This is a genomic window from Mycobacterium sp. Panama NTM2 (assembly GCF_054355555.1).
In genome coordinates, this window is record NZ_CM135953.1 from 2584119 (window position 1) to 2611084 (window position 26966).

The following is a 26966-nucleotide window of genomic DNA, read 5'->3' on the forward strand; positions in this document are numbered from 1 at the left end:
ACGGTGCGGTCCGGATGGCTGGTCGTCCGCAGGGCGGGGTTCACCCTGAGCTACGCCGTGCTGGTGTCTGTCGTCACCGCCGCGATGGTGCGGATGGACCCGTCCATGCACGACGCGCTGATCCGGCACGCCAGCACGAACCTGCACAACCTCAGCCGCGGCCGGTTCGGCACGTTGATCAGCAGCGCCTTCGTCGTCGACGCCGGCCCGATCTACCTGTGGCTGCCCGGCCTGGTCTGCCTGCTGTTGGTGGCCGAGTTGACACTCGGGGGCGGCCGGACCGCACTCACGTTCGCTACCGGCCACGTCGGGGCGACCCTGCTGGTGGCGGCGGGACTGGTCGCCGCCGTCGAACTCGACTGGCTGCCGGCGTCGATCGCCCGTGCCTCCGACGTCGGCATGAGCTACGGCGCGATGGCGGTGGTCGGCGTGCTCACCGCGGCAGTACCGGATCGATGGCGGGCCGCCTGGATCGGATTCTGGTGTGCGGCGGCGGTTGTCGTGGTGACCGGTGGCGGTGGCTTCACCGACATCGGGCATGCGGTGGCGCTGGCCCTAGGCATGGTCGTCTCGACACGGTTGCGCGCAGCGCCACGCTGGTCGCCGGCCACCGCGGCGCTGCTGTGCGTCGGTGCGGCGTTTGCGTTCCTGATACTCGCTGACGGTGTCGTCGGCGTCATCGAAGGCGCCGCCGCGGGCACCATGGGAGCACTCATCGCCGCCGGTGTCGAACGCCTGCGGCACGCGCGACGGCGGCCCGCCGACGCGGTCACCCGGTCGGAGTGCCACGACCGCGGCGGCTCGTCGACCACGGCGTGAGGGCAACGAGCCATCGCCTATGATCGCCGGGTGGCTGATCAGCCAGGGAACCTCACCGACGATGCGTTGACCGATGCGGTCGGCGCAGCCGGTCGCGCCTTCGCCGAGGCTGCGACGCTCGACGAGCTGGCGCGCGCGAAGACCGACCACCTCGGTGACCGGTCGCCGATCGCGTTGGCGCGGCAGGCGCTGGGCACTCTGCCCAAGACCGAGCGGGCCGACGCGGGCAAGCGGGTCAACGTCGCTCGGACCGCAGCGCAGAGCGCCTACGACGAGCGGCTCGCCGCGCTGCGCGCCGAACGTGACGCCGCGGTACTGGTCGCCGAGCGCATCGATGTGACGCTGCCCTCGACGCGGCACCCGATCGGCGCCCGGCACCCGATCACACTGCTGGCCGAGCACGTCGCCGACACCTTCGTCGCGATGGGGTGGGAACTGGCCGAGGGTCCGGAAGTGGAGACCGAGCAGTTCAACTTCGACGCGTTGAACTTCCCGCCCGATCACCCTGCTCGCAGCGAACAGGACACCTTTCACGTGGCGCCCGACGGCTCCCGCCAGGTGCTGCGCACCCACACGTCCCCGGTGCAGATCCGCGCACTGCTCGACCGTGAGCTGCCGGTCTACATCGTCTCGATCGGACGCACCTTTCGCACCGACGAACTCGACGCCACCCACACACCGGTCTTCCACCAGGTGGAGGGACTGGCCGTCGACAAAGGACTGACCATGGCGAACCTGCGCGGCACGCTGGACGCGTTCGCGCGTGCCCAGTTCGGGCCGCAGGGGCGGACTCGGCTGCGGCCGCACTTCTTCCCGTTCACCGAACCGTCGGCCGAGGTCGACGTCTGGTTCCCGAACAAGAAGGGTGGCCCCGGCTGGGTCGAATGGGGCGGCTGCGGCATGGTGAACCCGAATGTGTTGCGCGCGTGCGGGATCGACCCCGACGAGTACTCGGGCTTCGCGTTCGGCATGGGGTTGGAGCGCACCCTGCAGTTCCGCAACGGCATCCCGGACATGCGCGACATGGTCGAAGGTGACGTGCGCTTCTCGCTGCCGTTCGGGGTGGGCGCCTGATGCGTCTTCCCTACAGCTGGCTGCGCGACGTCGTGGCGGCCGGGGCTCCCGGCTGGGACGTGACCCCCGAGGAGCTCGAGCAGACACTGATCCGGATCGGCCACGAGGTCGAGGAGATCATCCCGGTCGGACCGGTACGGGGCCCGCTGACCATCGGCCGCGTCGTCGCGATCGAGGAACTCACCGAGTTCAAGAAGCCCATCAGGGCGGTCAAGGTCGACGTCGGCTCACACAATGTCGAGGGCGAGCCGCGCGACATCGTCTGCGGTGCAACGAATTTCGCCGTCGACGACCTGGTGGTCGTGGCACTGCCCGGCACCGTGCTGCCCGGCGAGTTCACGATCGCCACCCGCAAGACCTACGGCCGCACATCCGACGGCATGATCTGCTCGTCGGCCGAGCTCAACCTCGGCGCCGACCACTCCGGGATCCTGGTGCTGCCGCCGGGCACCGCTGCACCGGGCGACTCCGCCCACGAGGTCCTCGGGCTCGACGACGTGGTGTTCAATCTCGCGATCACCCCGGACCGCGGCTACTGCCTGTCGGTGCGCGGCATGGCCCGCGAGATCGCCAACGCCTACGACCTGGACTACGTCGATCCGGCGCTCGGCGTGCCCGCGCTGCCGAACGAGGGTGACGCGCTGCCGGTGACGATCGATCCCGCCGCCGGCGTGCAACGCTTCGCACTGCGCCCGGTCACCGGCATCGACCCGGCGGCGGTCTCGCCGTGGTGGATGCGACGGCGCCTGCTGCTCAGCGGGATTCGTGCGATCTCGCCGGCCGTCGACGTGACCAACTACGTCATGCTCGAGCTCGGCCACCCGATGCACGCGCACGACCGCAGCCTGATCCGCGGCGGCTTCCGGGTACGTTTCGCCGAGCCGGGGGAGACAGTGGTCACGCTCGACGACGTCGAGCGTCGGCTCGATCCGGCCGACGTCCTGATCGTCGACGACGCGGCCACTGCCGCGATCGGTGGGGTCATGGGCGCCGGCACCACCGAGGTGCGTGACAGCACCACCGACGTCCTGCTCGAGGCCGCGGTCTGGGATCCCGCCGCGGTATCGCGGACACAGCGCCGGCTGCGACTGCACAGCGAGGCCGGTCGCCGTTACGAGCGCACCGTGGATCCCGCGATCTCGGTCGCGGCACTGGACAGGGGAGCCGCACTGCTGGCCGAGATCGCCGGCGGAGCAGTGCAACCGACGCTCACCGACTGGCGCGGGGAACCGCCCCGGCAGGATTGGTCACCCGCCCCGGTGCGGATGCCCGTCGACCTGCCCGATCGCCTGGCCGGGGTCGAGTACCCGGCTGGAGCCGCGGAGCGGCGGCTGACGCAGATCGGTGCGACGGTCACCGTCGACGGCGGCGAACTCACGGCCGTACCGCCGAGCTGGCGGCCCGACCTGCGCGAGCCCGCCGATCTGGTCGAAGAGGTGATGCGGCTCGAAGGCCTCGACGCCGTCCCGTCGGTGCTGCCCGCCGCACCCGGCGGGCGCGGCCTGACGCCGGTGCAGAAGCGGCGCCGGGCGATCGGAAAGGGGCTCGCCCTCGGCGGATTCGTCGAGATCCTGCCGACGCCGTTCCTGCCCGCCGGAATCTTCGACCAGTGGGGTCTGCCGGCCGACGACCCACGCCGGCACACCACCCGGGTGCTCAACCCGCTGGAGTCCGACCGACCCGCGCTGGCCACCACACTGCTTCCCGGCCTGCTGGAGGCGTTGAGCCGCAACGTCTCCCGCGGAGCAGCCGATGTGGCCCTGTTCGCGCTGGCGCAGGTCGTCGAGCCCACCACCGCGACGCGCGCGGTGGATCGCATCCCCACCGACCGGCGCCCCACCGATGACGAGATCGCGACACTGGACGCGTCGCTGCCGCGCCAGCCGCAGCACGTCGGTGCGGTACTCGCCGGGTTGCGCGAGCCTGCCGGCCCCTGGGGCCCGGGACGCGCGGTCGAGCCGTTCGACGCGTTCGAGGCGGTCCGGATCATCGGGCGGGCTGCCGGCGTGGACTTCACGCTGCGCAGCGCCGAGTACCTGCCGTGGCACCCCGGACGGTGCGCCGCAATCTGTCTGGGAGACACCGTCGTCGGACACGCCGGCCAGTTGCATCCCGCCGTGATCGAGCGCTCCGGTCTGCCGAAGGGCACCTGCGCGCTGGAAGTGGACCTCGACGCGGTGCCGATCACCGAGCTGCTCCCGGCTCCGCGCGTCTCACCGTTCCCCGCAGTGTTCCAGGACGTCGCGCTCGTCGTCGACGAGGAGGTGCCGGCACAGCGGGTCGTCGACGCGGTGCGCGACGGCGCGGGCGAGCTGCTCGAAGACGTCCGACTCTTCGACGTCTACGCCGGACCGCAGGTCGGCGAGGGGCGTAAGTCGCTGGCGTTGGCGCTGCGCTTCCGGGCCGCCGACCGTACGTTGACCGAGGACGAGGCGAGTGCGGCGCGCGATGCGGCGGTGGCCGCGGCGGCCGGCGCGGTAGGTGCTCAGCAGCGGCGCTGACCAGCATCAATAATGAATTTGCATGTTGCTGCATAAGCATGCAAGGATCGTGGCATGACGTCCGTCGCCGTGGCCGGAGCCAGTGGATACGCCGGAGGAGAGATCCTGCGGCTGCTGCTCGGGCACCCCGCATACGCGCAGGGCACGCTCACGCTAGGTGCCCTGACCGCGGCAGCGAGTGCCGGAACCACTCTCGCCGAACACCACCCGCATCTTCTGCCGCTGGCCGATCGGGTTCTCGAGCCCACCGAGGTCGAGGTGCTGGCAGGCCATGACGTCGTGTTCCTGGGGTTGCCGCACGGCCACTCCGCCGCGCTGGCCGAGCAGCTGGGTCCCGACACCGTGATCATCGACTGCGGCGCGGACTTCCGGCTCACCGACGCCGCCGCGTGGGAGCGGTTCTACGGCTCCGAGCACGCCGGCAGCTGGCCGTACGGGCTGCCTGAGCTGCCCGGCGCCCGCGACCGGCTGCGCGGCGCCACCCGGATCGCCGTGCCGGGTTGCTACCCGACCGCCGCGCTGCTGGCGCTGTGGCCGGCGGTGGCGGCCGGACTCGTCGAGCCGGCCGTGACCGTCGTCGCGGTCAGCGGCACCTCGGGTGCGGGCCGGGCCGCCAAAGTCGACCTGCTGGCCGCCGAGGTGATCGGCTCGGCGCGGGCGTACAACGTGGGCGGCAAGCACCGGCACACTCCCGAGATCGCACAGGGCCTGGCCGCGGTCGCCGGTGGCGCGGACGTGACCGTGTCATTCACCCCGGTGTTGATCCCGACGGCCCGCGGCATCCTGGCCACGTGCACCGCCCGCACCCAGGCGTCGCTGTCCGATCTGCGCGCGGTCTACGAAAAAGCCTACGACGCCGAGCCTTTCGTGTACCTGCTGCCCGAGGGTCGGTTGCCGCAGACCGGCGCCGTCGTCGGGGGCAACGCCGCCCAGCTCGGGATCGCCGTCGACACCGACGCGCAGACGTTCATCGCGATCGCCGCGATCGACAACCTCGTCAAGGGCACCGCCGGCGCGGCCGTGCAGTCGATGAACCTGGCGCTGGGCTGGACCGAGACCGATGGACTGACGACCGTGGGGGTGGCTCCGTGACCGATCTGGCCGACAGCGCCCGGCTGCTGCGCACGCAGGGCGTGACCGCGCCCGCCGGTTTCCGGGCGACGGGAATCGCCGCCGGTATCAAAGCTTCCGGTGCGCTCGACCTCGCGCTGGTGTTCAACGAGGGCCCCGATCACACTGCGGCCGGGGTGTTCACCCGCAACAAGATCAAAGCCGCCCCGGTGCTGTGGTCGACGCAGGTGCTCACGACGGGCAGGCTGCGTGCGGTCATTCTCAACTCTGGTGGCGCCAACGCCTGCACCGGGCCGGCCGGCTTCCAGGACACCCACGCCACCGCCGAGGCCGTCGCGGCAGCACTGTCCGACTGGGGCACCGAGACCGGCGCCATCGAGGTCGCGGTGTGTTCGACCGGCCTGATCGGCGACCGCCTGCCCATGGACAAGGTGCGCGCCGGCGTCACCGAGATCGTGCACGAGATGGCCGGCGGCCTCACCGGCGGGGAAGAGGCCGCGCGGGCGATCATGACCACCGACACGGTGCCCAAACAGGTTGCGCTGCATCATCAGGATCGCTGGACCGTCGGCGGCATGGCCAAGGGTGCGGGCATGCTGGCGCCGTCGCTGGCCACGATGCTGTGCGTGCTGACGACTGACGCCGTGGCCGACGCCGCGGCGCTCGACCGCGCGCTGCGTCGCGCGACCGCGGCCACTTTCGACCGCCTCGACGTCGACGGCAGCTGCTCCACCAACGACACCGTGCTGCTGCTGTCCTCGGGGGCCAGCGAGGTCACGCCGAGCCAGGACGATCTCGACGCCGCGGTGCTCGCGGTCTGTGAGGACCTGTGCGCCCAACTGCAGGCCGACGCCGAAGGCGTGACCAAACGGATCCTCATCACCGTCACCGGCGCGGAAACCGAGGACGACGCGGTGACAGCCGCGCGGGTGATCGCCCGCGACAGCCTGGTCAAGACCGCGCTGTTCGGCTCGGACGCCAACTGGGGCCGGGTGCTCGCCGCGGTGGGCATGGCGCCGGTACCGCTGAATGCGGATCGAATCACCGTGTCGTTCAACGGTTTCCCGGTCTGTGTGGACAGTGTGGGAGCGCCGGGCGCGCGCGAGGTCGATCTGACGGGTGAGGACATCGTGGTCACGGTGGATCTGGGGGTCGGCGCCGCCTCGGCGTCGATCCGCACCACCGACCTGTCTCACGCGTACGTCGAAGAGAATTCGGCCTACAGCTCATGAGCCTGCCGACGCCGCAGAAGGCGCTGGTGCTCGCCGCCGCGCTGCCCTGGCTCAAGGCACTGCACGGCAAGATCGTCGTGGTCAAGTACGGCGGCAACGCGATGACCGACGACACCCTCAAGGTGGCATTCGCTGAGGACATGGTGTTCCTGCGCAACTGCGGAGTCCACCCGGTGGTCGTCCACGGAGGCGGCCCCCAGATCAGCGCGATGCTCAAAAAGCTCGGTATCTCCGGCGAATTCAGGGGCGGCTTCCGCGTCACCACCCCCGAGGTGCTCGACGTCGCCCGCATGGTGCTGTTCGGTCAGGTGGGCCGGGAACTCGTGAACCTGATCAACGCGCACGGGCCCTATGCGGTCGGGATCACCGGCGAGGACGCGCACCTGTTCACCGCGGTGCGCCGCAGTGTGCTGGTCGACGGCGTGGCCACCGACATCGGACTCGTCGGCGACGTCGAGCGGGTCAGCACCGACGCGGTGCGGGATCTGATCGCCGCCGGCCGGATTCCTGTCGTGTCGACGATCGCGCCGGACGTGGAGGGCCGGGTGTACAACATCAACGCCGACACCGCCGCGGCCGCGCTGGCCGAGGCGCTGGGCGCGGAAAAGCTGCTGATGCTCACCGATGTCGAAGGCCTCTACACCAGCTGGCCCGACCGCGGCTCCCTGGTCAGCGAGATCGATTCCGCCGCATTGACGCAACTGCTTCCCACGTTGGAGGAGGGCATGGTGCCCAAGATCGAGGCCTGCCTGCGCGCCATCACCGGCGGCGTGCCCAGCGCGCACGTCATCGACGGCCGGGTCGAACACTGCGTGCTGGCCGAACTGTTCACCGACGAAGGTGCCGGAACCAAGGTGGTCGCGTGATGAGCCAACCTCTGCTCGACCGCTGGTCTGCGGTGATGATGCACAACTACGGCACGCCGCCGCTGGCGCTTGCCAGCGGGCAGGGCGCGGTGGTCACCGATGTCGACGGCAAGCACTACGTCGACCTGCTGGGCGGTATCGCGGTCAACGTGCTCGGCCATGGCCATCCCGCGGTCATCGATGCGGTGCACCGGCAGATGAGCACGCTGGGCCACACGTCGAATCTCTACGCGACCGAGCCGGGGATCGCCCTCGCCGAGGCGCTGGTCGGTCACCTCGGGGCCCCCGCCCGGGTGTTCTTCGCCAACTCCGGTACCGAGGCCAACGAAGTCGCGTTCAAGATCACGCGGTTGACCGGGCGTACCGAACTCGTTGCCGCCGAGGGTGCGTTCCACGGCAGGACCATGGGGTCGCTGGCTCTGACCGGGCAGCCTGCCAAGCAGGCGCCGTTCGAGCCGTTGCCCGGCGAGGTCACCCACGTGCCCTATGGAGACGTCGACGCATTGCGCGCGGCCGTCGACGACGAGACGGCCGCGGTCTTTTTGGAGCCGATCATGGGGGAGGGCGGCGTCGTCGTCCCGCCGGCGGGCTACCTCGTTGCCGCGCGGGAGATCACGGCACGCCACGGCGCTCTGCTCGTCCTCGACGAGGTGCAGACCGGCGTCGGGCGGACCGGAGCTTTCTACGCCCACCAGCACGACGGCATCACCCCCGACATCGTCACGCTGGCCAAGGGTCTCGGCGGCGGCCTGCCGATCGGGGCGTGCCTGGCGATCGGACCGGCCGCGGAGCTGCTGACCCCCGGCCTGCACGGCAGCACGTTCGGCGGCAACCCGGTGTGCACCGCGGCAGCATTGGCCGTACTGAAGGTGCTCGCCGACGACGGGCTGATCGAGCACGCCGACGTGCTGGGCAAGACGATCAGCCACGGGATCGAGGCGCTCGGGCATCCGCTCGTCGACCACGTCCGCGGGCGCGGCCTGCTGCGCGGCATCGTGTTGACCGCCGACGTCGCCAAGCCGGTCGAGGCGGCCGCGCGTGACGCAGGCTTCCTCGTCAATGCCGCTGCGCCTCAGATCATCCGGTTGGCGCCGCCCCTGGTCCTCACCGAGGAGCAGGCGCAATCGTTCATCACCGCGCTGCCGGGCATCCTCGAGACGGTGGCCGGATCATGACCAGGCACTTCCTGCGCGACGACGATCTGACCCCGGAGGAGCAGGCCGAGGTGCTGGCGCTGGCCGCCGAGCTCAAGCGCAAGCCGTTCAGCCGTCGGCCGCTGGAGGGCCCGCGCGGGGTCGCGGTGATCTTCGAGAAGAACTCGACCCGAACGCGATTCTCCTTCGAGATGGGTATCGCCCAGCTCGGCGGGCACGCCGTCGTCGTCGACGGGCGCAGCACCCAGCTGGGCCGGGAGGAGACGCTGGAGGACACCGGCACGGTGCTGTCCCGCTACGTCGACGCGATCGTGTGGCGCACCTTCGCCCAGGAGCGGCTGACCGCGATGGCTTCCGGGTCGTCCGTCCCCATCGTCAATGCGCTCTCCGACGAATTCCACCCGTGCCAGGTGCTCGCCGACCTGCAGACCCTCGCCGAATGGAAGGGCGGTCTGAAAGGCTTGCGGCTCAGCTACTTCGGCGACGGCGCCAACAACATGGCGCACTCGCTGATGCTGGGCGGCGTCACCGCCGGCGTGCACGTGACGATCGCGGCGCCGCGCGGCTTCGCCCCGCACCCGATGTTCGTCGCCGCTGCCGAGACCCGCGCTCACCAGACCGGTGCCACGGTGACGGTGACCGACGATCCGCAGGCCGCGGCCGCCGGTGCCGACGTGCTGGTCACCGACACCTGGATTTCCATGGGCCAGGAGAATGACGGGCTGGACCGCGTCCGGCCGTTCCGTCCGTTCCAGGTCAACGCTGAATTGCTCGGCCGCGCGGACGCGGAAGCCGTTGTGCTGCACTGCCTTCCGGCTCACCGCGGACACGAGATCACCGACGAGGTGATCGACGGGTCGCGCAGCGCGGTCTGGGACGAGGCAGAGAACCGGCTGCATGCGCAGAAGGCGCTGCTGGTGTGGCTGCTGGAGCATTCGTGACCGCCTCCACGCGAGCGGGCAGGCAGGCCCGCATCGTCGCGCTGCTGTCCGCTCAGCAGGTCCGCAGCCAAGGGGAGCTGGCGGCGCTGCTGGCCGCCGACGGCATCGACGTGACGCAGGCGACGCTCTCGCGCGATCTCGAGGAGCTCGGCGCGGTCAAGCTGCGCGGCGCCGACGGCGGTGGCGGGGTGTACATCGTGCCCGAGGACGGCAGCCCGGTGCGCGGCGTCACCGGTGGCACCGAACGGGTGTCCCGGCTGCTCGGTGACCTGCTGGTGGCCACCGATGCCAGCGCCAACCTCGCGGTCCTGCGCACACCGCCGGGTGCCGCGCACTATCTGGCCAGTGCGATCGACCGGGCCGCACTGCCCTATGTGGTCGGCACCATCGCCGGCGACGACACGATTTTCGTCATCGCGCGAGAGCCGATGACCGGTGCCGAACTCGGCGAGGCTCTGGAGAGCCTCGCCAAAGCCTGACACGAACAAGGGAGAGAGTCATATGTCCGAGCGCGTCATCCTGGCGTATTCCGGCGGTCTGGACACCTCGGTGGCCATCAGCTGGATCGGCAAGGAGACCGGCCGCGAAGTGGTCGCGGTGGCCATCGACCTCGGGCAGGGCGGTGAGGACATGGACGTCGTGCGCCAGCGCGCCCTGGACTGCGGTGCGGTGGAGGCCGTCGTGGTCGACGCCCGCGACGAGTTCGCCGAGCAGTACTGTCTGCCGGCCATCCAGTCGAACGCGCTCTACATGGACCGCTACCCGCTGGTCTCGGCGCTGAGCCGGCCCCTGATCGTCAAGCACCTCGTCGAGGCCGCCCGCGAGCACGGCGGCGGCATCGTCGCCCACGGCTGCACCGGAAAAGGCAACGACCAGGTCCGCTTCGAGGTCGGTTTCGCCTCGTTGGCGCCCGATCTGCAGGTGCTCGCTCCGGTGCGCGACTATGCGTGGACCCGTGAGAAGGCGATCGCCTTCGCCGAGCAGAACGACATCCCCATCAACGTGACCAAGCGCTCACCGTTCTCGATCGACCAGAACGTGTGGGGTCGCGCGGTGGAAACCGGCTTCCTGGAACACCTCTGGAACGCACCGACCAAGGACGTCTACGACTACACCGAAGATCCCACGGTCAACTGGAGCAGCCCCGACGAGGTCATCGTCGGCTTCGACAAGGGTGTGCCGGTGAGCATCGACGGCCAGCCGGTGACGGTGCTGCAGGCCATCGAGGCGCTCAACGCCCGCGCCGGGGCGCAGGGCGTGGGCCGCCTCGACGTCGTCGAGGACCGGCTCGTCGGCATCAAGAGCCGCGAGATCTACGAGGCGCCCGGCGCGATGGTGCTCATCACTGCCCACACCGAGCTCGAGCACGTCACGCTGGAGCGTGAACTGGGCCGCTTCAAGCGCGGGACCGACCGCAAGTGGGGCGAGCTGGTGTACGACGGCCTGTGGTACTCGCCCCTGAAGTCGTCGCTCGAGGCGTTCGTCGCGCACACCCAGCAGCACGTCACCGGTGAGATCCGGATGGTGCTGCACGGCGGGCACATCGCGGTCAACGGCCGGCGCAGCGCGGAGTCGCTGTACGACTTCAACCTCGCGACCTACGACGAGGGCGACACGTTCGACCAGTCCTCGGCGAAGGGCTTCGTCCATGTGCACGGGCTGTCGTCGAGCTTGTCGGCGCGGCGGGACCTGGCCGGTAAGTGAGCACCCCCTCATCGCCCAAACCGACATTCGGGCGGGAAAGTGCGAGAGAAACCCACCAATTCGTCGATCTCGACGCGGGACGGGGGCGCTGACATGAGTACGAACGAAGGGTCGCTCTGGGGTGGCCGGTTCGCCGACGGGCCGTCCGATGCGCTTGCCGCCCTGAGCAAGTCGACCCACTTCGACTGGGTGCTGGCGCCCTACGACGTGATGGCGTCGAAGGCGCACGCCAGGGTGTTGCATCGCGCGGGGCTGCTGACCGATGAGCAACGCGACGGGCTGCTCGCCGGGCTGGACAGTCTCGGCAACGACGTCGCCGACGGTAGCTTCGGGCCGATCGCGACCGACGAGGATGTCCACGGCGCGCTCGAGCGGGGCCTGATCGACCGCGTGGGAGCCGATCTGGGCGGACGTCTGCGGGCCGGCCGATCGCGCAACGATCAGGTGGCGACGTTGTTCCGGCTGTGGCTGCGCGACGCGATCCGCCGGATCGCCGACGGCGTGTTCGACGTCGTCGCAGCGCTGTCCACGCAGGCCGCCGCGCATCCCACTGCGATCATGCCCGGCAAGACGCACCTGCAGTCCGCGCAGCCGATCCTGCTGGCGCATCATCTGCTCGCGCACGCCCATCCGCTGCTGCGTGACGTGGACCGGCTCCTCGACGCCGACAAGCGCGCCGCGGTGTCGCCGTACGGCTCGGGTGCCCTGGCCGGTTCATCGCTGGGCCTGGATCCGGATGCGATCGCAGAGGAGCTGGGTTTCACGGCTGCGGCCGACAACTCCGTCGATGCCACGGCCGCACGGGATTTCGCGGCGGAGGCGGCATTCGTCTTCGGCCTCATCGCGGTCGATCTGTCTCGGCTGGCCGAAGACATCATCCTGTGGAGTACCACCGAGTTCGGGTACGTGCGGCTGCACGACGCCTGGTCGACCGGCAGTTCGATCATGCCGCAGAAGAAGAACCCCGACATCGCCGAACTCGCCCGCGGCAAGGCGGGCCGGTTGATCGGCAACGTGACCGGGTTGCTCGCCACTCTGAAAGCCCAGCCGCTGGCCTACAACCGGGACCTGCAGGAGGACAAGGAGCCCGTGTTCGATTCGGCGGCGCAGCTCGAGATGCTGCTGCCCGCGATGGCCGGGCTCGTGTCGACGCTGGAGTTCGACGTGGAGCGCATGGCCGCCCTCGCCCCGCTGGGCTACACGCTGGCCACCGATGTCGCGGAATGGCTGGTGCGGCGCGGAGTTCCGTTCCGGGTCGCGCACGAGGCGGCGGGCGCGGCGGTGCGCGCGGCGGAAGCTCGCGGTGTGGGACTGGAGGAGCTCGAGGACGCTGAACTCGCCGCGATCCATCCCGAACTCGGGCCGCAGGTCCGTGATGTCCTGACGGTGGAAGGGTCGGTGAATTCGCGTGACGCGCGGGGCGGCACCGCCCCCGTTCAGGTGGCCCGGCAGCTCAGCGCCGTGCGGGCAGCATCCGACGATTTGCGAATCCGGCTGCGCCGCTAGCATCTGCCAGCATGGACCCCGGCGGGCAACAGGAGGCGAGCCGCCATGCTCGCGTCCGGGGCTGGCTCGCGCAGCGTCCGATCCGGCGATGGTGGCGGGCCGCGCTCGCCGTCGTCCTCGCGGTCGCCGCGCTGTTCGGCGGACTCGACACCGTCGACACAGGGGCGGTGCCCTTCGCCGCAGGCGAGGATTTCTCCGACGGTCAGTACACCGTCAACATCCACGGTGCCACGCTGCTGCCCGAAGTGACCGGCGGTAACCGCACCCTCGGCCCCGTCCAGCCCGGCAAGCTGTACCTCGGTGTGACGGTCACGCTGACCAACGACGGCACGATGCCGGGACGACTGCGCAACGAGCTCGATCTGCGTGACGTGCCGGACAAGGAGTTCTTCGGCGCGTGGCGCATCCGCGACGGATCGCAGATCCAGACCCTCGGGCCCGGGTTGACAGAGAAGCTCGCCTATCTGTGGTTGGTGCCGCGCGACGCTCTGCAGCCGGGCGACACGGTCAGCGTCCGGGTGTGGAAGAAGCAGTTGAAGCAGCTGATGGTGACCTACGGCGGGGAGGAGTGGCTGGACAGCCTCACCGACTACGGTGTCACCGAGCTGACCGTGAAGGAACCGTCATGAGGCTCCGCTCAGCGCTGTCGGCAGTGTGCGTCGTGCTGCTGGTCGCGGCGGCCGCGCTGATCTGGCACCACCTCCCGACGCCCACCGATCTGTACGGACCCTTCGACGTGCACGGCCAAGCCGGTGAACCGGTGCGCGGGCGCGGCGTCACCGCCACCGTCACGTCGATTCGTGTTGCGCCGGAGGTCAATTCGGTACCGGCCGCCGGCCGTTGGGTGGTCGTCGAGACGACGCTGCAGGCCCAGGGCAGCACCGACGTACCGCACGCGGATCTGCTCGTCGGCCCGAACACCTACATCCCCACCGATCGGTTCTTGACCAAGACCCTCGGACGCTCCCTGGCACCGGGGATCGAGCAGCGCGGCGCATGGGTCTTCGATGTCGCGTCGGCGCTGATCGACGGCGATGATCTCGGCTCGCTCGTGCTGCGCGTCTGGGTGGGCAGCGATCTACTCGATTCGCGGCTGGTGATCGCCATTCCACCGGAGGCGATCGGCCGCAGCGCCGAGTTGCGACTGGCCCAGCTGGAGGCGAGCGCATGAAAGCGGCACAGCTGTGGCAGCGCAACGTCCTCGGCGCCGTCGTCGTCGTCTGCGCGCTCGCGGTGTATGTCGTCATCGACTTCCGCGCCGACTGGTCGGCCTACCGCCACTCGGTCGAGCCGCGCGTCGCGATCGGAAAGGGCGAGAGCGGCTCGGCCGGCGGGCAGACCTGGCGGCTGACGTCGATCAAGCATCTGAACCGCAGCCCGACGCGGTTCGGGCCGCCGCTGCCCCCCGGCACGGTGCTGACCGTGCTCGACGTCGACAGATCCGGAACCCCCGATCCGGGCTACTGCAGCGCCGTGATCACCGACGGCACCACGCGCTGGACGGCGGAGGGCGTCGGTGGTTACACCCCGATCCCGCCCGAGGGCGTGACCTCGCTCTGCAACCTGCCGGGGCCCGTGCAGTTCGCGTTCCTGCTGCCCGACGACGTGGTACCCACGGCCCTGGACGTGACGACCAACGGTCAGATCACGGTGCGGATGGCGCTGTGACCTGCTGCGGACGTAGCTGTTCGAGGCAGTACGCCACGGTCGAGGCGATGAGGCACACCCGCAGCGGCTCGATGATCATGTGCGACAGGAAGATCAGGGTGGGGCGCACGGCATCCCAGTAGGCCTGCGGGTGGGGTCCCAACAGCCAGGCCACCCCGCGGAAGAGATTGCCGGCGCGCACCTCCGGCCGGTAGAAGCTGCCGGCCATGTCCAGCCACGCCAGCCCGAGATAGCCCAGCACGTAAAGCGCCAACGCAAGCACACCGCCGTGCAGGATGAGCCGCGCGGAATCGGTGATCGGTCGGTAGTTGCCGAGCCGGGAGAGCAGCACCTCGCGCGCCTCCGCGCGACGGACATCGGGCAGATTCGACCACCGCTGCCGAATTCGCTTGTGCCTTGCCGCGCGCTCGAAGAGCCGGTCGGCGCGTGCGCCGGCGACGCGGCGCGCGGCGCCGCGCCAATCGGCGGGCATCGACACGCCGTAGACGATCGCGGCGACGGCCAGCCAGAGCAGCGGGACGGTGGCGCCGCCGAACACGGTGCTCACGGTCCAGGTGAGCCAGTCCCACAGGACTTCCAGTGGACGGAAGTGCGAGAACAGCTCGGCGCGAGTCTCGGTGAACCACACCACGATCCGCCGCTGCGACAGCCAGCCGGTCGGGTTGACGAAGAACGTCACGTCCTGGCTGGCGGCGAAACTGAGGCCGAGGAACACCCACAGCGCGTCGACGTACACCCGCACGGCGATCATCCACCGCGGCATCGCGTCCTTGAATCGGCTCAGGACGTAGCGCAGCACGAGCGCTGCCACGATCAGCACGAGCGTCACCGTGCCCACCGGCAGCGACTCGGGGTGTAACTCGACCGCACCCGCAGTGTTCATGGCCTCGCCGATCCGATACCCGAGGGCGCGTTCTTCGTAGGCGATCCAATCCTCGGCGAACATCTTCCACGCCAGATAGATCGCGAAGAACGGCACGATGACGGTGGCGAACACGTCGACGCGGCGCGCAGCGCGCGGTGGAAGTGCCGCCAGTGCCGGGATACCCGACCGGAGGACGAAGAACATCGCCACGTAGGACCCGAGCCGAGCCAAGCCCGCCAGCGGCATGATCAACGCGGCCCACAGGTCGTTGTCCCACCCGGCCCAGGCGGCCAGCTCGATCGCACCCCGACGTCCGAGCAGCCCGAGGAGATAGCACGCGGCGAGCTGAGGCCAATACCGCCAGCACAGCACGAACGGACGTGCCATCACCGACAGCGCCGCGGTCATCCGGCGCTGTCGGCCAGCTCGAGCCAGGTCTGCTCCAATTCGTCTTTGCGGGAGAGCAGATCGCCGAGCTCGCCGTTGAGCTCGCCTGCCCGCACATGATCCGCGGCGGCGTCGGCCATCGCCTCGTGCACCGCGGCGATCCGGTCGTCGAGCTTGGCCAATTGGTTCTCGATCCGCGTCATCTCCTTGCCCGCGCGGCGATCCTTGGCTGCCGCCGACTCACCGCGCACCGGCTCGGAGCGCGCCGCAGCCGGGGTGGCCGCCGCCGACCGCTCGGCGAGGTACTGCTCGATGCCCCCGGGCAGCAGATCGCAGCGTCCGCCTCCGGTCAGCGCATATGTCACATCGCTGACCCGTTCCAGGAAGTACCGATCGTGGGTGACCACGATCAGCGTGCCGGGCCAGCCGTCGAGATAGTCCTCAATGACCGTCAACGTGTCGATGTCGAGATCGTTGGTCGGTTCGTCGAGCAGCAGCACGTTGGGTTCGTCGAGCAGCAGGCGCAGGAACTGCAGGCGGCGCCGCTCACCGCCGGAGAGCTCGCCGAGCCGAGTGGTCAGCTTGTCGCCGGTGAACCCGAAATCCTTGAGCAGCGTGTCTGCGGTGATCTCGCGGCCGCCGGCGAGTTCGGTGACGCGGCGCCGGTTCTCGACCGCGTCGAGCACCCGAGCCGAGCCGTCCAGCTCCTTGAGCGCCTGGCTGAGATAGCCGATGTGTAGCGTCTGGCCTCGCTTGATGGTTCCGCTCGTCGGCGACAGCTCGCCGGCGAGCAGACGCAGCACCGACGTCTTGCCGGTGCCGTTGACGCCGACCAGCCCGATGCGCGCGCCCGGGCCGATCGACCAGTCGATGCCGTCGAGCAGCGTGCGGGGCGGATCGCCGACCTGGAGGCCGACTCGATGGAGGTCGAACACGTCTTTGCCGAGCCGGGACGTGGCGAAGCGCTGCAGCACCAGCGAGTCGCGGGGAGGTGGTTCATTGGCGATCAGGTCGTTGGCGGCCTGGATGCGGAATTTCGGCTTGGACGTCCGCGCGGGTGGCCCGCGGCGCAGCCACGCCAGTTCCTTGCGCATCAGGTTTCGGCGCCGCGCCTCGGTGCCCGCCGCCGTTCGCATGCGCTCGGCGCGCGCCAGGACGAACGCCGCGTAACCGCCCTCATAGGCGTCGACGACGCCGTCGTGCACCTCCCACGTGTTCGTGGCGACCGCGTCGAGGAACCAGCGGTCGTGGCTGACCACCACGAGCGCCCGGGCCGGCCGCGCGGACAGGTGTTCGGCAAGCCATCCGATCACCTCGACGTCGAGGTGGTTGGTGGGTTCGTCGAGCACCAGCACGTCGTGATCGGCCAACAGGACCTCGGCCAGTGCGACCCGGCGTCGTTCGCCGCCGGACAACTCCGCCGCCGGGGCGTCCAACGACACTCCCGACAGCAGGTGCTCGACGACGGTACGGGTGTTCGGCTCGGCGGCCCAGATGTGGTCGGGTCGGCCCCCGACGATCACCCCGCGAACCGTGTCTTCGGGCGCGAAGTCGTCGGCCTGACGCAGGTAGCCGACCGAGAGACCGGAGGTGTGGGTGGCCCGCCCGGAGTCGGGCGCCAGCGTGCCGGTGAGCACCTTGAGCAACGTCGTCTTGCCGTCGCCGTTACGGCCGACCACACCGATCGCATCGCCCTCTTCGACACCGAGGCTGACGGCGTCGAGCAACGTACGAGTGCCGTAGCCGACAGTCACTTTTTCCAGGTTGATCAGGTTTGCCATCAGGCGCCGATGATAGGCCTGCGCTGTGCCATGATGACGTCTGCGGTGCAGGGATCAGAGGTATGGGGTCGGCGATAGGGGAGCAGGCGTTGGTGGATCTGTCGGCGATCACCGGACCGGTCGGGCGCTTGGTCGCCACCGCTCAGAACGGTCTGGAGGTGCTGCGCTACGGCGGCCTGGAGACCGGATCGGTGCCCTCGCCGTTCCAGATCGTGGAGAGCGTGCCGATGTACCGGCTGCGCCGCTACTTCCCGCCCGACGCCCGGCCCGGCGCAAAACCCGCGGGACCTCCGGTGCTGATGGTCCACCCGATGATGATGTCGGCCGACATGTGGGACGTCACCCGCCAGGACGGCGCGGTCGGCATCCTGCACCGCGCCGGCGTCGACCCGTGGGTGATCGACTTCGGCTCGCCGGACAAGGTCGAGGGCGGGATGCAGCGCAACCTGGCCGACCACATCGTGGCGCTCAGCGAGGCGATCGACACGGTCAAATCGGTGACCGGCCGCGACGTGCACGTGGCGGGATACTCGCAGGGCGGCATGTTCGCCTACCAGACCGCGGCGTACCGCCGCTCGAAGGATCTGGCGAGCATCATCGCGTTCGGCTCGCCCGTCGACACGCTCGCCGCGCTGCCGATGAACCTGCCGGCCAGCCTCGCGCCCGCGGCCGCCGACTTCATGGCCGACCATGTCTTCAGCCGCATCGACATCCCGGGCTGGATGGCGCGCACCGGGTTCCAGATGCTCGACCCGATCAAGACCGCCCAGTCGCGGCTGGAGTTCCTGTTGCAGCTGCACGACCGGGAGGCCCTCCTGCCGCGCGAACAGCAGCGCCGGTTCCTGGCCTCCGAGGGCTGGATCGCCTGGTCGGGCCCGGCGATCTCCGAGCTGCTCAAACAGTTCATCGCCCACAACCGGATGATGACCGGTGGCTTCTCCGTGCACGGCGATCTGGTGACGCTCTCGGACATCGACTGCCCGGTGCTGGCGGTGGTCGGCGAGGTCGACGACATCGGTCAACCCGCCTCGGTACGCGGTATCAAGCGGGCCGCACCGCAGGCCGATGTGTACGAGTTCATGATCAGGGCAGGACATTTCGGCCTCGTCGTCGGGTCCAAGGCAGCCGGCCAGACCTGGCCGACGGTGGCGCAGTGGGTGCGCTGGCTCGACGGGGCCGGCGCGATGCCCGACGGTGTCGCACCCATGGCGCTGCAACCCGCGCAATCCGCGGAGAGCGGCGTGTCACTGACGTCGAGACTGGCGCACGGCACCGCCGCCGCCACGGAGATGGCCGTCACGCTGGTGAAGTCGGCCGCCGACGCGTTCGTGGCCGCGAACCGCTCGGCGCGCACACTCGCGGTGGAGACCGCCCGCACCCTGCCCCGCCTCGCGCGACTGGGACAGGTCAACGATCACACCCGAATCTCGTTGGGCCGCATCATGAGTGAGCAGGCCCGGGATGCCCCGCAGGGTGAGGCGCTGCTGTTCGACGGTCGCGTGCACACCTACGAGGCGGTCGATCGCCGCATCAACAACGTGGTGCGCGGTCTGATCGATGTCGGGGTGCGCCAGGGCGCGCGGGTGGGCGTGCTGATGGACACCCGGCCCAGCGCGCTGGTCGCGATCGCCGCGCTGTCGCGGCTCGGGGCGGTGGCGGTGCTGATGCCCCCCGACGCCGATCTCGCCGCGGCGGCGCGGCTGGGCGCGGTCACCGAGATCATCACGGACCCGGGTCATCTGGATGCCGCGCGCACCCTCGACACCCGGGTTCTGGTGCTCGGCGGTGGCGAATCGCGCGACCTGCATCTTCCCGACGATGCCGGCGTCATCGACATGGAGCAGATCGACCCCGAGCGGGTGGATCTGCCGGGCTGGTACCGCCCGAACCCCGGCTTGGCCCGCGACCTGGCGTTCATCGGGTTCAGCACGATCAGCGGTGAGCTGGTCGCCCGCCAGATCACCAATTACCGGTGGGCGTTGTCGGCATTCGGCACCGCATCGGCGGCGAACCTGAGCCGCAACGACACCGTCTACTGCCTCACTCCGCTTCATCACCAGTCCGGTCTTCTGGTCAGCCTCGGCGGCGCGGTCGTCGCCGGTGCGCGTATCGCGTTGTCGCGGGAGTTGCGCCCGGACCGATTCGTCCAGGAGATCCGGCAGTACGGCGTGACGGTCGTGTCCTACACGTGGGCGATGCTGCGGGAGGTGATCGACGATCCCGCGTTCTCGTTGACCGGCAGTCATCCCGTGCGGGTGTTCATCGGATCCGGTATGCCCAGCGGTCTGTGGAAGCGGGTCGTGGAGGTGTTCGAACCGGCGACAGTCGTCGAGTTCTTCGCGACCACCGACGGGCAGGCCGTGCTGGCCAACGTCGCGGGCGCGAAGGTCGGCAGCAAGGGGCGGCCGCTGCCCGGCGGCGGCGAGATCGCCCTCGCCGCCTACGACCCCGACGACAATCTGATCCTCGAAGACGACCACGGTTTCGTGCGTCGCGCGGACACCAACGAGATCGGCGTCCTGCTTGCCCATCCCCGCGGACCGGTCGACCCGCTGGCCTCGGTCAAGCGAGGGGTGTTCGCCCCGGCGGACACCTGGGTCTCCACTGAGTATCTGTTCCGCCGCGACGAGGACGGCGACTACTGGCTCGTCGACACCCGGGCAGCGGTGATCCACACCCCCCGCGGGCCGGTGTTCGCGGCGACCGTCAACGACGGAGTCGGCCGACTCGGCGCGGTCGACATGGCGGTCACCTACCCGGTGCCCGCCGACGGCCACACCCTCGCGGTGACCGCCCTGGCCCTGCGACCGGGGGGAAGCGTCACCGCCGCAGATCTGTCCGAGGCGCTGGCCGACCTCCCCGTGGGCGCCGCACCCGACATCGTGCACGTCGTCGCCGATATGACACTGACCGCCACCTACCGTCCGCTCGCCGGACCGCTGCAGGCCGAGGGAATTCCGAAAGCGTCCCGTAACGCCTGGTTCCGGGATGCCGATAGCCATCGGTACAAGCGGTTGACTGCGGCTGTTCGCAGCGAGATCGCCGGCCCACAGCAGTGATGCCCGGCGCGTGCCTCACTGTTAGGCTCGCGCTGGCGACTCCGAGGAGGATTCATGTCACCACGCAACTGGCGCCGCGCCGCCGCGACCGGGCTGGCCGGTGCCGCGCTGGTCGGGGGTCTCGCCGCGGGCCTGTCGGCTCCGCTCGCCGTGGCTGACCCGGCCGCAGCGCCGTCGACAGGCGATGCTCCTCCGCCGGTGTCACCGGATCGGATCCTCATGATGATCAACGAGCAGTACAACACCGGTTCGGGCGGCGGTCAGGTCTCGAAGTTGATCGACCAGGTGATGACGCTGCGCATGCAGGGCTTCAAGCCGTCGCGCGCCAACACCGCTGCTCTTGCGGATGCCCTCGACAAGCGTCCGAATCAGGCTCCGCTGGTCGAAGCTCTGCAGGCGACGCTCGCGACGCAGCGCAAGACGAAGATGCAGGCAGCGAATCAGGTGCAGCAGCCCGCGGTGCCGCCGCCGGCGACGCCGGGCATCGTGCAGGCGCCGATGGGTCCGAGCTGGGGCCCGGGCAACCCGATGATCCAGGACCCGAGCGACACGATCTTCCCGATGCCCGGTCGGACGGGATGACCCTCGACCCCGCACTGCTCGAGTTGCTCGTCTGCCCCGAGGATCGGGGCCCGCTGCTGTACGTGGACGGATGTCTCTACAACCCTCGGCTGCAACGCAAGTACCGCGTCGACGATGACATCCCGGTGCTGCTGATCGACGAAGCCGTCTCGGTGGACGACGACGAGCACCGGCGGTTGATGGCCGCGGCGGGCCAGTCTTAACCGAGTCCGGGCAGATCACCGGTCAGGTAGCGCTGCAGGTTCGGTGCGATCGTCTCCGCGACCTGGTCCACGGGTAGCGACTTGAACGGTTCCAGCTCGAGAATGTAACGCGCCATCACCACCCCGACCAGTTGCGATGCCACGAACTGCACGCGCACGCGGCCGGTGCCGGGTGGATCGTCGACGCGGGCACCCACTTCCGCGGTGATGACGTCCTGGAGGAAGCTCCGCACCATCGCGACGTCACTGCCGGCCAGCAGTGATCGCAGCGTCGCGATGAATCCCTTGCCCATCTCCGAATCCCACAGCGGCAGCAGCAGGGACGGCAGCACGTGGCCGATCCGGTCGACCGGCACCTCACGAAGCGGGCCGATCACTGACATGGGGTCGATGGGGATGTGGATCGCCGCGGCGAAGAGTTGGGTCTTGGTGCCGAAATAGTGATGGACCAGCGCACCGTCCACACCGGCTGCTGCAGCAATGGAACGGATCGATGTGTTGTCGAAACCGTTGCGAGCGAACAGGTCTCGTGCGGCGGCCAAGATGCGATCGCGGCTGTCCGAGGCGCCGGGGGGCCGTCCCGGACGTTTGCGATCCTGCTCGGTCGTCACGGTTGCTACGGTGTCCTTCGCCTCAATGTCGCCGCGGCCAGGGCGAGCGCTGACACCGCGAAGCCGGCGACGATCGAGAAGTCGCGTACGGCCAGCGATGTCAGCTCGGCGTGGGCGCCGACCTGGCGGAGTGCCTCCAAAGCGTAACTGGCCGGCATCGCGTTGCTCACCCACTGCAGCCAGTCGGGTAACTGCTCGCGCGGTACGACGATGCCGCACAGCAGCAGTTGCGGCGCGATCACCAGCGGCATGAACTGCACCGCCTGGAACTCCGTGCGGGCGAATGCGCTGCACAGAAGGCCGAGCCCGACCCCGAGAACGGCGTTGACGATCGCGATGGCGAACACCCATACCGGGCTCCCCTCGGTGTGCAGGCCGAGCAGCCAGAACGACACCAGGCAGGCGAGACTGGCCTGTGCCGCCGCGGCGAGAGAGAACGCGGTGCCGTACCCGGCGAGCAGCTCGAGGCGGCCCAGCGGTGTGGTGAGGATGCGCTCCAGCGTGCCCGACACACGTTCACGCTGCATGGTGATGGACGTGATCAGGAACATCACGATGAGCGGAAAGACCCCCAGCATCACCAGGCAGGCGTTGTCGAACGGCGACGGCATGCCCGGTCGGGTGGGCACCGCATCGAACATGAAGTACATCAGCGCGATGATCAGGCTGGGGACCAGGAGGATCATCGCGACACTGCGGTGATCGCCGGCCAACTGCCGCAGGATGCGGACCGTGGTCGCGAGGTAGGCGCGCGGCGCGACCGCGGTCAGGCCGGTGCGACTGCGGTGTCGCGCCGGATGACGGACAGGAACGCCTCCTCCAATGACTGACATTGCGTGTCCTCTCGAAGTCGGTTCGGTGTGGTGTGCGCCAGGAGTCGGCCCTCGCGCATCAGGAGCAGGTCGCCGCAGTGCTCGGCCTCGTCCATGACATGGCTGGAGACCAGCAGCGTGGTGCCGCGGCGCGCGAGCTCTGCGAATCGTTCCCACAGATCTGCGCGCAGGACCGGATCGAGGCCCACGGTCGGCTCGTCGAGCACCAGCACCTCGGGGTGACCGACGAGTGCGCAGGCCAGCGACACCCGAGTGCGCTGACCGCCGGAGAGGTTGCCGGCGAGCGCGGTGCGGTGCGTGTCGAGACCCACTGCGGCCAGGGCGCCGTCGACGTCGTCGGCATCGCTGCCGTAGAGCGCTGCGAAGTACCGCACGTTGTCGACGACTCGGAGATCCGGGTAGACCGTCGGCTGCTGCGTGACGTAGCCCACGCGGTGGCGAAGTGCCGCGCTGCCGGCGGGCAGGCCGAGCACTCGCACCGCGCCGCCCGCCACGACCTGGGTGCCGACGATGCTGCGCATCAACGTGCTCTTGCCGCATCCGGATGGCCCCAGCAACCCGGTGATGGTGCCGTGGGCGACGCGCAAGGTGACGTGGTCGACCGCAGTCCTACCGCCGCGGCGGACGTACAGATCGTCGACGTCGATCGCGGGACGCGTCGCCGCCAGTAATTCATCGTGCGATGAACTCATCATGTGATGAATACTGCGCCCGCCGGGGGACCGTGTCAAGAGTGACAATTACGATGGCCAGCGATGGTGGTGCCGGATTCGTTGCGCGTCGTCCCGGCCGGTTCGGTCGATGTCACGGCGCCGGTCGTGGTCGACGGTCTGTCGTATGTGGAGAAGGACGATCCCGCTTTCCCGATGTACCGGGTGGTCGCCAACAACCGACAACCTGTGGCGCTGCGCGATCTGATGATCGCGCCGGTCCGATCGGGCTACATCGGCGACGGTCGTCAGCCCGATCCCGCACTGGTGCCCGCATCCGGTGCCGAGGCAGTCCCCGGTATCGCGCTCGATCAGGTGTACCTGCCCGTGCGCGATGGAGTGGCGCGCTGCCAGTTCTACCGGCCCGCCGGGTCGATCGACGCGATGCTCCCTACCATCGTCTACTACCACGGTGGGGGATTCACCGTGGGTTCCTCCGAGGACTGTGACTTCCTCGCACGCAAGCTGGCGTTCACGAATCACGCGATGGTGGTGTCGGCCAACTACCGGTCCGCACCCGAGTTCATGTTCCCGACCCCGCTCGACGACGCCTTTGATGTCTATCGCTGGGTGACCGAGCACGCCGCCGAGATCGGCGGCGATCCTGAGCACGTGGTCGTCGCGGGCGACTCCGCGGGGTCCAACTTCGCTGCCGCGATCCCGTTGCGCGCCCGCGACGAGGGCGTGCGCGTTCCTGATGCCGTGGTGATGCTCGGTGCTTTCGCAGACTTTCAGTTCGAACGCTGGCCGTCGTTCCTCGAGCTCGCACCTCGCGGCATCGTCTACGACATGGCGTTCGCCGGTTTCATCAGGGGCGCCTACGTGGGCGCCGAACGCTGGGACCATCCGTGGGTCAGCCCCATCGAGGGTGACCTGTCCCGGTATCCGCTCGCGGTGGTCGTCGCGGGCACCCACGATCCGATCGTCGATTCGGCACGGGCGTTCGTCCAGCGGATCCGCGCGGCCGGGGGCCGTGCCGTCGAGTACTTCCCGGACGGGATGCCGCACGGGTTCTACTTCTTCCCCGGTGTGCACCCCGAAGAGGATGTCGCCTACCGTGTGGTCGCCGCAGCCCTGCGCGACGTCTTCGGGCGTTGACGTGACGGCACATCCGCTGGCAGTCGATCCCGTGCGCGCGGCGCGAATGTTGCTCGGTGCCCGGCTGACCGGCCGAGAGGTCGCTGCCACGATCGTCGAAGTCGAGGCGTACGGGGGACCGGTCGACGGACCGTGGCCGGATGCGGCATCGCACTCGTTTCGTGGGCGCGGCGGACGTAACACCGTGATGTACGGCGCGCCGGGCCGGCTCTACACCTACCGCAGTCACGGCATCCACGTCTGCGCGAACGTGGTGTGTGCCACCGACGGTGTCGCGGGCGCGGTGTTGCTGCGAGCAGCCGTCATCACCGACGGCGTCGGCCCGGCGCGGGCGCGACGGGGCGAACTGGTCGGGGAGTCGGCGCTGGCCAGAGGCCCGGGCAATCTGTGTTCGGCGCTGGGCATCGAAATGGGGGACAACGGCCTCGACCTCTTCGATCCGGTTGCGCCGGTCAAGCTTTCACTGGCGCGTCCCGCGCGCGCTACCGCGGGACCCCGCACCGGGGTCAGCAAGGCTGCTGATCGACCGTGGCGCTTCTGGGTGGCAAATCGCGCGGAAGTATCGCCCTACCGGCGCAGTCCGCGGGCACCCGCTCCCGGCGAGAGTGACTAGTACGGGAAGATCGGTGCGTGGGCAGCAACATCCTCGACGAACTGGACTGGCGTGGGTTGATCGCGCAGTCGACCGACCGGGACGCACTGGGCGAAGCCCTGGCAGGTGGACCCGTCACGGTGTATTCGGGCTTCGACCCGACTGCCCCGAGCCTGCACGCCGGACATCTCATCCCGCTGCTGACCCTGCGACGATTTCAGCAGGCGGGCCACCGCCCGATCGTGCTCGCCGGCGGTGCGACCGGCATGATCGGCGATCCGCGTGAGGTGGGTGAGCGCACGATGCAGACCGCCGACACCGTGGCGGACTGGGCCGTGCGGATCCGCGGTCAGCTGGAGCGATTCGTCGATTTCGACGACTCACCGACGGGCGCGATCGTCGCGGACAATCTGTCGTGGACTCAGGAGATGTCGGCGATCGAGTTCCTCCGAGATGTGGGCAAGCACTTCTCGGTGAACGTCATGCTCGACCGGGACACGGTGCGCCGACGTCTCGAGGGCGACGGCATCTCCTACACGGAGTTCAGCTACATGCTGTTGCAGGCCAACGATTTCGTCGAGTTGCACCAGCGGTACGGATGCACGTTGCAGATCGGTGGCTCCGACCAGTGGGGGAACATCATCGCCGGCGTGCGGCTGGTCCGGCAGAAGGCGGGTGCAGGTGTGCACGCGCTGACGACTCCGCTGGTGACCGATTCCGAGGGCCGCAAGTTCGGGAAGTCGACCGGCGGCGGCAGCCTGTGGCTCGACCCGGAGATGACCAGTCCTTATGCCTGGTACCAGTACTTCATCAACACCGCCGATGCGGACGTCATCGGATATCTGCGGTGGTTCACCTTCCTCGACGCGGGCGAGATCGCCGAACTCGAGGAGGCCACTGCCCAACGTCCGCACGAGCGCGCCGCTCAGCGCCGCCTGGCGCGCGAGCTGACGACGCTCATTCATGGGCAAGCGGCCACCGATGCGGTGGAGCTGGCCAGCCAGGCGCTGTTCGGCAGGGGAGACCTGACCGATCTCGACGAGCGCACCCTGGCGGCTGCGCTGCGGGAGGCCAGCGCCAACGATCTCGTGGAAGTGCTTCCCGCAGGGGAGGATTCGATCGTCGACCTCCTGGTGGCGACCGGTTTGTCGGCCAGCAAGGGGGCAGCTCGGCGGACGATCGCCGAGGGTGGCGTGTCGGTGAACAACGTGAGGATCGCCACAGAGGAGTGGGTGGCGCAGCCGTCGGACTTTCTGCACGGACGGTGGCTCGTGCTGCGCCGCGGCAAGCGCAATGTCGCCGGTGTGGTCAGAGCAGGCTGACGTCGGAGCCGAAAAGTCGAGGTCAGGGACGTTTCGATGGGCCGGGAACAACTGCGCGCGCCTGCGCGTTGTTCCCTCAGCAGTCAACGCACGCCTGCCGTGCGCACGCTGGGATCGGCTCGAAAAACCCGCCCTAGCAGGCCATTTGACTCGGCGTTATCCCTGACGTAACTTATCGGAGTCGCTGCGACACGGGCCCAGCCCGGAGAGCGCGGCCGACTCCCGAGAGGTCACTCACTTAGGTGAGAGTCCTCATCCGCCCGCAGTAGAGATCGCGGCTTATGGCCGCGGAATCTTCGCGCGGTCGGGTCGGGGCTGTTGTTTGAGAACTCAATAGTGTGTTTGGTGGTTTTTGTTTGTTGTTTTTTGTTGTGTCCCGGATTTTCC

The 26966-nt window shown here is 69.3% G+C and carries 25 protein-coding genes; 20 read left to right on the plus strand and 5 right to left on the minus strand.

What is annotated here, in order from left to right; genetic code table 11:
* The first annotated feature begins 3 nt into the window (after nt 1–3).
* The 14 genes from ACXYX3_RS12375 (at nt 4) to ACXYX3_RS12440 (ending at nt 14536) form a co-directional block, all read left to right on the plus strand.
* Nucleotides 4–819 (plus strand): rhomboid-like protein, encoded by an 816-nt coding sequence (locus tag ACXYX3_RS12375; protein ID WP_458611865.1) that lies wholly within the window; start codon nt 4–6, stop codon nt 817–819.
* A 30-nt stretch (nt 820–849) separates the two neighbouring features.
* Nucleotides 850–1893 carry a phenylalanine--tRNA ligase subunit alpha gene (gene pheS / locus ACXYX3_RS12380; protein ID WP_458611866.1) on the plus strand — a complete coding sequence of 348 codons (1044 nt, stop codon included), beginning with the start codon at nt 850–852 and terminating at the stop codon, nt 1891–1893.
* A complete protein-coding gene (gene pheT / locus ACXYX3_RS12385) occupies nt 1893–4394 on the plus strand; it encodes a phenylalanine--tRNA ligase subunit beta (protein WP_458611867.1) in 2502 nt (833 codons plus the stop codon). The genes pheS and pheT overlap by 1 nt, the downstream gene beginning before the upstream one ends.
* A 54-nt stretch (nt 4395–4448) precedes the next feature.
* Nucleotides 4449–5486, plus strand: coding sequence for an N-acetyl-gamma-glutamyl-phosphate reductase (argC, locus tag ACXYX3_RS12390; RefSeq protein ID WP_458611868.1), 1038 nt, complete (start codon nt 4449–4451; stop codon nt 5484–5486).
* Complete coding sequence (gene argJ / locus ACXYX3_RS12395) at nt 5483–6697, plus strand: bifunctional glutamate N-acetyltransferase/amino-acid acetyltransferase ArgJ (RefSeq protein ID WP_458611869.1); 1215 nt, start codon at nt 5483–5485, stop codon at nt 6695–6697. Before argC ends, argJ begins: the two co-directional genes overlap by 4 nt.
* On the plus strand, nt 6694–7563 hold the full coding sequence (gene argB / locus ACXYX3_RS12400) for an acetylglutamate kinase (protein WP_458611870.1): 870 nt from the start codon (nt 6694–6696) through the stop codon (nt 7561–7563). Before argJ ends, argB begins: the two co-directional genes overlap by 4 nt.
* Entirely contained in the window at nt 7563–8738 is a 1176-nt protein-coding gene (locus ACXYX3_RS12405; protein WP_458611871.1) for an acetylornithine transaminase, read from the plus strand. The genes argB and ACXYX3_RS12405 overlap by 1 nt, the downstream gene beginning before the upstream one ends.
* On the plus strand, nt 8735–9658 hold the full coding sequence (gene argF, locus ACXYX3_RS12410) for an ornithine carbamoyltransferase (protein WP_458611872.1): 924 nt from the start codon (nt 8735–8737) through the stop codon (nt 9656–9658). Before ACXYX3_RS12405 ends, argF begins: the two co-directional genes overlap by 4 nt.
* The gene (locus ACXYX3_RS12415; RefSeq protein ID WP_046365260.1) at nt 9655–10137 is read left to right on the plus strand and encodes an arginine repressor; all 483 of its coding nucleotides are present in this window, start codon (nt 9655–9657) and stop codon (nt 10135–10137) included. Before argF ends, ACXYX3_RS12415 begins: the two co-directional genes overlap by 4 nt.
* A 22-nt stretch (nt 10138–10159) precedes the next feature.
* A complete protein-coding gene (locus ACXYX3_RS12420; RefSeq protein ID WP_241203574.1) occupies nt 10160–11362 on the plus strand; it encodes an argininosuccinate synthase in 1203 nt (400 codons plus the stop codon).
* Between the two features lie 93 nt (nt 11363–11455).
* Nucleotides 11456–12868, plus strand: coding sequence for an argininosuccinate lyase (gene argH, locus ACXYX3_RS12425; RefSeq protein WP_458611873.1), 1413 nt, complete (start codon nt 11456–11458; stop codon nt 12866–12868).
* Between the two features lie 11 nt (nt 12869–12879).
* Nucleotides 12880–13497 carry a DUF4352 domain-containing protein gene (locus tag ACXYX3_RS12430; protein ID WP_458611874.1) on the plus strand — a complete coding sequence of 206 codons (618 nt, stop codon included), beginning with the start codon at nt 12880–12882 and terminating at the stop codon, nt 13495–13497.
* On the plus strand, nt 13494–14039 hold the full coding sequence (locus ACXYX3_RS12435; protein ID WP_458611875.1) for a hypothetical protein: 546 nt from the start codon (nt 13494–13496) through the stop codon (nt 14037–14039). Before ACXYX3_RS12430 ends, ACXYX3_RS12435 begins: the two co-directional genes overlap by 4 nt.
* Entirely contained in the window at nt 14036–14536 is a 501-nt protein-coding gene (locus ACXYX3_RS12440) for a hypothetical protein (protein ID WP_458611876.1), read from the plus strand. Before ACXYX3_RS12435 ends, ACXYX3_RS12440 begins: the two co-directional genes overlap by 4 nt.
* Here the strand turns inward: ACXYX3_RS12440 and ACXYX3_RS12445 are convergent.
* Nucleotides 14514–15809: a hypothetical protein gene (locus ACXYX3_RS12445; protein ID WP_458611877.1), complete on the minus strand. Its 1296-nt coding sequence runs from the start codon at nt 15807–15809 to the stop codon at nt 14514–14516. The two genes, ACXYX3_RS12440 and ACXYX3_RS12445, sit on opposite strands and share 23 nt — an antisense overlap.
* Nucleotides 15806–17569, minus strand: coding sequence for an ABC-F family ATP-binding cassette domain-containing protein (locus ACXYX3_RS12450; protein WP_458611878.1), 1764 nt, complete (start codon nt 17567–17569; stop codon nt 15806–15808). The genes ACXYX3_RS12445 and ACXYX3_RS12450 overlap by 4 nt, the downstream gene beginning before the upstream one ends.
* A 62-nt stretch (nt 17570–17631) precedes the next feature.
* Between ACXYX3_RS12450 and ACXYX3_RS12455 the strand changes: the two genes are divergently transcribed.
* From ACXYX3_RS12455 to ACXYX3_RS12465, 3 genes are read left to right on the plus strand one after another with little or no spacing between them, the layout of a single operon-like run.
* On the plus strand, nt 17632–20628 hold the full coding sequence (locus tag ACXYX3_RS12455) for an acyl-CoA synthetase (protein ID WP_458611879.1): 2997 nt from the start codon (nt 17632–17634) through the stop codon (nt 20626–20628).
* Nucleotides 20629–20682: 54 nt separating this feature from the next.
* Nucleotides 20683–21210, plus strand: a complete 528-nt coding sequence (locus ACXYX3_RS12460) for a hypothetical protein (RefSeq protein WP_458611880.1) — start codon at nt 20683–20685, stop codon at nt 21208–21210.
* The gene (locus ACXYX3_RS12465; protein ID WP_241203566.1) at nt 21207–21413 is read left to right on the plus strand and encodes a Trm112 family protein; all 207 of its coding nucleotides are present in this window, start codon (nt 21207–21209) and stop codon (nt 21411–21413) included. Before ACXYX3_RS12460 ends, ACXYX3_RS12465 begins: the two co-directional genes overlap by 4 nt.
* Here ACXYX3_RS12465 and ACXYX3_RS12470 read toward each other — a convergent pair.
* The 3 genes from ACXYX3_RS12470 to ACXYX3_RS12480 are packed head-to-tail and all read right to left on the minus strand — an operon-like array spanning nt 21410 to nt 23552.
* Nucleotides 21410–22024, minus strand: coding sequence for a TetR/AcrR family transcriptional regulator (locus ACXYX3_RS12470; RefSeq protein ID WP_458611881.1), 615 nt, complete (start codon nt 22022–22024; stop codon nt 21410–21412). The genes ACXYX3_RS12465 and ACXYX3_RS12470 overlap by 4 nt on opposite strands.
* 5 nt (nt 22025–22029) lie before the next feature.
* Nucleotides 22030–22857: an ABC transporter permease gene (locus ACXYX3_RS12475; RefSeq protein ID WP_458611882.1), complete on the minus strand. Its 828-nt coding sequence runs from the start codon at nt 22855–22857 to the stop codon at nt 22030–22032.
* Nucleotides 22791–23552, minus strand: a complete 762-nt coding sequence (locus tag ACXYX3_RS12480; protein ID WP_458611883.1) for an ABC transporter ATP-binding protein — start codon at nt 23550–23552, stop codon at nt 22791–22793. The genes ACXYX3_RS12475 and ACXYX3_RS12480 overlap by 67 nt, the downstream gene beginning before the upstream one ends.
* A gap of 60 nt (nt 23553–23612) precedes the next feature.
* On the opposite strand from ACXYX3_RS12480, the gene ACXYX3_RS12485 reads away from it, so the two are divergent.
* The 3 genes from ACXYX3_RS12485 to tyrS are packed head-to-tail and all read left to right on the plus strand — an operon-like array spanning nt 23613 to nt 26579.
* Entirely contained in the window at nt 23613–24665 is a 1053-nt protein-coding gene (locus ACXYX3_RS12485; protein WP_458611884.1) for an alpha/beta hydrolase, read from the plus strand.
* Between the two features lies 1 nt (nt 24666).
* Complete coding sequence (locus tag ACXYX3_RS12490; protein ID WP_458611885.1) at nt 24667–25278, plus strand: DNA-3-methyladenine glycosylase; 612 nt, start codon at nt 24667–24669, stop codon at nt 25276–25278.
* A gap of 17 nt (nt 25279–25295) precedes the next feature.
* Nucleotides 25296–26579: a tyrosine--tRNA ligase gene (gene tyrS / locus ACXYX3_RS12495; RefSeq protein ID WP_458611886.1), complete on the plus strand. Its 1284-nt coding sequence runs from the start codon at nt 25296–25298 to the stop codon at nt 26577–26579.
* Nucleotides 26580–26966: the final 387 nt, after the last annotated feature.